The organism is Methylobacterium sp. WL64 (genome assembly GCF_008039945.1).
Classification (GTDB): domain Bacteria; phylum Pseudomonadota; class Alphaproteobacteria; order Rhizobiales; family Beijerinckiaceae; genus Methylobacterium.
Map to the genome: position 1 here is coordinate 1 of NZ_VRVA01000235.1, position 3,526 is coordinate 3,526.

General features: G+C 72.1%; 2 protein-coding genes. Both read left to right on the forward strand.

Annotation, left to right across the window (positions count from 1 at the left end; all coding sequences use genetic code 11):
* The first annotated feature begins 310 nt into the window (after positions 1 to 310).
* Positions 311 to 2,155, forward strand: coding sequence for an ABC transporter ATP-binding protein (locus FV242_RS33230; protein WP_147941920.1), 1,845 nt, complete (start codon positions 311 to 313; stop codon positions 2,153 to 2,155).
* 343 nt (positions 2,156 to 2,498) lie between these two features.
* Positions 2,499 to 3,416, forward strand: a complete 918-nt coding sequence (locus tag FV242_RS33235) for a cell envelope integrity EipB family protein (protein ID WP_147941921.1) — start codon at positions 2,499 to 2,501, stop codon at positions 3,414 to 3,416.
* The last annotated feature ends 110 nt before the right edge of the window (positions 3,417 to 3,526 follow it).

The window sequence follows — 3,526 nt, forward strand, 5'->3', positions numbered from 1 at the left end:
CATCTGCTCCCGGGTCTCGCGGCCGATCACCGACTGGAAGTCGCGGACCATGGCGGGATACGGGTGCGGGGGCCGGATGCGGCAACATGAACTGCACCAGTGCCGCCAGGATACCGGCCACGATCAGTAAGATGGAAATACGCAGGATTGCAGGGCCGCTCAGCACGCGTCACTCGACGATGAAATTCAGTCTCAGGCCTCAGATAATGCTTTCCCGACCTGTCGGCCAACCGGACGGCCATTCCGCGGACCGCACGGGCCCCGCCGTCAACAGCCGTTCCGCCCCGGCGCGGACCCGGACGGGCCGGCGGTGACCGACCCGATCGCGCGCCTCGGCGAGCGCCTGGGGGCGCTGCGCTACCTGCCGGCCCTGTTCCGCGAGATCGCGGCGGCGAGCCCGCGCCTGCTCGCGGCGAGCCTCGCCCTGCGCCTGGTGGCGGCGTTCCTGCCGATCCTGTCGCTCTACCTCGCCAAGCTGATCCTCGACGGGATCGTGGCCGAGCATGCCCGCCCGGCCGCGGAGGCTGGCCTCGCGGACTGGCTGGCCGATCCGGCCCGGGCGCGCCTCGCCATCCTGGTCGCCGCCGAACTCGGCCTCGCCCTGCTGTCCGACCTCACCGGCCGGCTCGCGAGCCTGACCGAGACGCTGATCGGCGACCTCTACGCCAACGCCGCCTCGGTGCGGCTGATGGCGCACGCCGCCTCCCTGGACCTCGCGCAGTTCGAGGACAGCGCCCAGCAGGACCGGCTGGAGCGGGCGCGGCGGCAGGTCAGCGGCCGCACCGGGCTGATCGGCACGGTGTTCGGCCAGTTCCAGGCCCTGGTGACGCTCGCCTCGCTCACCGCCGGGGTGGCGGCCTTCACGCCCTGGCTGGTGGTGCTGATCGCCGCCGCCCTCGTGCCGGCTTTGCTCAACGAGTGGCACTTCACCAAGGCCGGCTATCGGCTGGCCTGGATCCGCAGCCCGGAGCGGCGGCGGATCGACTACCTGCGCTACCTCGGCGCCAGCGTCGAGACCGCCAAGGAGGTGAAGCTGTTCGGCCTCTCGGGTTACATCACGGCGCTGTACGCCGGCCTCGCGAAAGACCTGCTCGCCGAGAACCGGGCGCTGGCCACCGCCCGGGCGCGCTGGGGCTTCGCCTTCGCGAGCCTCGGGACGCTCGCCTACTACGCCGCCTACGCGGTGATCGTCTGGCGGACCGTGGCCGGGGCGTTCTCGATCGGCGACCTCGCCTTCCTGGCCGGGGCCTTCCAGCGCCTGCGCGGCGGCATCGAGGGGCTGCTGCTCGGCCTGACCCAGATCAGCGGCCAGGCGCAGTATCTCGACGACTTCTTCTCGTTCTTCGCGATCCGGCCGGAGATCCGCTCGCCCGCGCAGCCCGCGCCGGTGCCGAGCCCGATCCGCGACGGCCTGGTGTTCGAGGATGTCGGCTACCGCTATCCCGGCACCGACACCTGGGCCCTGCGCGGCCTGTCCTTCACGGTGCGGGCCGGGGAGACCGTGGCGCTGGTCGGCGGCAACGGCGCCGGCAAGACCACGATCGTCAAGCTGATGACCCGGCTGTACGACCCGCACGAGGGTCGCGTGCTGCTCGACGGCCTGCCGCTCGGCGCCTACGACCTCGACGCCCTGCGGGCGCGGGTCGCGGCGATCTTCCAGGACTTCGTGCGGTTCGATCTCACGGCGGGCGAGAACGTCGCGGTCGGCCGGATCGAGGCCGCCGGCGACCAGGACCGCATCGCGGCGGCCGCCGTCCGGGGGCTCGCCGCCCCGGTGATCGCGCGCCTGCCGCAGGGCTACGCGCAGCCGCTCGGCAAGCGCTTCGCCGGCGGCCTCGACCTGTCGGGGGGCGAGTGGCAGAAGGTCGCGCTGTCCCGGGCCTACATGCGCGAGGCCGAGATCCTGATCCTCGACGAGCCGACCGCGGCGCTCGACGCCCGGGCCGAGCACGACGTGTTCGCCCGGTTCCGCGAATTGTCGGCGGGCCGCACCGCGGTGCTGATCTCGCACCGGTTCTCGACGGTGCGGATGGCCGACCGGATCCTGGTCCTGGAGGGCGGCCGGCTGCTCGAGGAGGGCAGCCACGCCGCCCTGATGGCGCGGGGCGGCCGCTACGCCGAGCTGTTCACCCTGCAGGCCCAAGGCTACCGATGAGGGACAGCAGAGGCGCATCGCACGCACGTCGGAGACGATCCACCCCGCAGAAGCATCAACCCCGTCATTCCGGAGCCGCGAAGCGGAGCCCGGAATCCAGAACCAGAGGTGGAGCAAGTCCCGGTACCGTCGGCGGCTCTGGATTCCGGGCTCGCCTGCGGCGCGCCGGAACGACGGAGTGGTTCATCGGGCCGATCGTCGCGCTGGATTGCAGGGACGATCCAGACATGATCGAGACTGTCGAGGCCGTTCGTCCGTGCGGCGATTGCCGTACACGGTTCGGTCCGACGATTGCCCCTTTCGCGTCGCCTGCTATCTGGCGGACCTTGAACCGGGATCATCCATGCGCCTCTCGCACCTCCTGACGGCCGGCCTTCTCGTCTCCGCCTGGGGGGCGCAGGCTGCGCCGGCCGTCTCCGAGCCGCCGCCTCCCGAGGCCAAGGCCGAGGCCCCCGCCCCCGCGGGGGAGATCGTGCTCGCCAACCACCGGGCGGTCTACGACCTGTCGCTGGCCGAGGGCGGGGGCACCCGCTCGGTGGAGAGCGCCCGGGGCCGCATCGTCATCGACTTCCGGGGCGATGCCTGCCGCGGCTACACCATGCTGACCCGGCAGGTGACGGAGCTCTCCTCCGGCGAGAGCGGGCCGCGCCTGTCGGACATGCGCAGCACCACCTTCGAGGGCGGCAAGGGCCGGGAGTTCCGGTTCAAGACCACGACGCTGACCAACAACCAGCCCGCCGCCCCGGTGGACGGCACCGCCTCGGAGCAGGGCCAAGGACAGGGGGAGTCCGTCACGGTGAAGCTGAAGGGCGCCAAGTCCTTCACCGTGGAGGGACCGGTGCTGTTCCCGAGCGAGCACATGCGCCACCTGATCGAGGCGGCGCGGGGCGGCCAGGCGACCCTCTCGGCCAAGGTGTTCGACGGCTCCGACGACGGCCGAAAGGTCTACGATACCTTCGCGGTGATCGGCCATGCGGGGGCCGGCCCGGCCGCCGACACCGCCCGCGACAAGCCCCTGCGGACGGGGCCGCTCTCCGGCATGCCGCACTGGCCGGTGCGCCTCAGCTACTACACCCCGGGGGCGGGGGAACGGACGCCGATCTACACCCTCGGCTTCGACCTCTACGAGAACGGGGTCAGCGGCGCGCTCAAGCTCGATTACGGCGAGTTCGCCATCGTGGGCGACATGACAGCCCTCGACATCGACGCCCAATCCGGCCGCGCCGCCGCCAAGGAGGGCGACAAGGGCTGCACGCCGTGAGGGCGGGCCCGAGGGTCATTCCGGATCGAGGATGAGGCGGAAGGCCGTGCGCGCATCTCCCTCCCCCCTCTGCGGGGGAGGGTGGGCCGGCCGTCAGGCCGGGTCGGGAG